General features: G+C 57.4%; 1 protein-coding gene. It reads right to left on the bottom strand.

All coding sequences use genetic code 11. The features are described from left to right. Window positions 1-81: 81 nt before the first annotated feature. Window positions 82-996 carry a tyrosine-type recombinase/integrase gene (locus P3T23_RS47605; protein ID WP_429322940.1) on the bottom strand — a complete coding sequence of 305 codons (915 nt, stop codon included), beginning with the start codon at window positions 994-996 and terminating at the stop codon, window positions 82-84. Between the last annotated feature and the right edge of the window lie 682 nt (window positions 997-1,678).

The raw sequence follows: 1,678 nt of genomic DNA, 5'->3' as shown, positions 1-1,678 counted from the left end.
CTCGAACTCGCCAGGGAGAAACTGATTCCCTACTGAATCCTCTTCTTTACTTTGCTTCCCCGACTACCTGTCAGGTCCTGTCTAGGCTAATACAACTGATATCAGCGGATAGTCCTGCATACGCCGCTGTTTGGGCCTTGGAATGCGAAGGATTTCGTGTTCCCAGTCGACATCCTCCAGTCGAAGCTGTGACACCTCGCCTCTGCGCAACCCATAGATGGCAAATAACATCAGAATTGCGCGATCGCGTATGTCCCGGGCGCTGCAGCCACTCGTGCTCGCGATAAGCTGACGCACCCGTTGCCAGTCCAGACCACGAGGAAGCCCTTCTTCCCTGAACACGCGTGGGCCTTCAATGCCAGCGGCAATTCCTGCAGGGCACCAACGCCGCATTTCCGCGTATTTGAAAAAGCTGCGCAATGCGCTGGCCGCGCTGGCCATCGATACTCGCCCCCAGCCGTGATCAGCCTTCATCGCCAGATAACCATCCACCTCTTTGAGTGACAGGCGTGCCAAAGAGCGCTTCGCTGTCTCTAAGCTGTCGAGAAGGTGCCGCGCCTGCCAGCATCGACCCGCGATGGTCCTTGCAGACAGTCCACGCTCATCGCGCATGAAGGCCGAAAATTCATCGATCAGATGCGTGAAGGGTCGGGCCTTCTGATGGGAACGCTCCAGGCGATCGAGAAAACGCAGCCAGGAGCTGGCCGTTGAAATGAATCGCTGACGAGACCAGCGACAGTCGTGAATCCGCTTGCGCCGACGTTGAAAGCGCACCCAGTGATCAGCGGCAGCCTCCACGTCCTGCGTACTGAACCTGGCTTCACCGACACGGAAGTACCGTGCGACGACCAGGAGTTCGGCAGCGATCTCTCGAAGCGTCGCGCAGGCAAAACCCTGTTCGACACAATGCGCAAGAAATCGCTCACGCTCCTCTGCCCACGGCCCCTCACGATGACGACGCAACACTTGCGGGTAGCTATAAAGGGTTTCAAACATGATCCACTCTCCCGTCTGGAGGATGAGTCGATCACTCTGCGCTCATTTTTATGTGGCGTTGATTTGCCGAAACTGATGCCACCAAGACCGAGATCGTGGTGCTTCGCCACATATGGACGAGCGCCACATTCCGCACTGCGCTCGAGCACAGCATTAAGTGTCGCACCGACGCCGGTCTCGCCAGACGGCACGAGCCCTTCGCAAGCGTCACGTTGTTGATTCGCTCATCGCTGAGGCGAAGGGCGCTGAACCGTAATCGTACCGGTTTCTCACAAGCTTCCCCTCAGTGAATCTCAAAAGTGGACCTGCGACAACGGCACCACGCGGAAGTCTGCATCCTTTCAGGTCAAGGCAAATCTCGAACCCCTATGCGAGCTATTACCGCCCGCCATTCGCTTTCTCCGCGTTCTCCTATCCACTTGCCCAACAGCTTCCCTCACGGGTTGCCTGCCATGGCCAAACCACCGGCGTGGGCGGACAATTGGACTTACCACGTTCCCGTTCTTGCCGACCCGAATATTCCTGGGCCTATCCGGTTAGCGCCTGTCTTTCCCCCGGCAGCGCTTGTGACGACGTGCCCCCTGACTTACTGACAGGTGCACCAAATAGTGCCTTGCGCGTTATACAGGTATGAAGACGAAAAATGATGGCCGAAAACTGGATCAGGCGACGCAGGCCCACC

Source organism: Paraburkholderia sp. GAS448 (assembly GCF_050435685.1).
GTDB lineage: Bacteria > Pseudomonadota > Gammaproteobacteria > Burkholderiales > Burkholderiaceae > Paraburkholderia.
This window is presented reverse-complemented; position numbering and strand designations above follow the sequence as displayed.

Coding starts and splice junctions, on each gene's coding strand:
- P3T23_RS47605 (WP_429322940.1), bottom strand. CDS start 996: ATGTTTGAAACCCTTTATAGCTACCCGCAAGTGTTGCGTCGTCATCGT.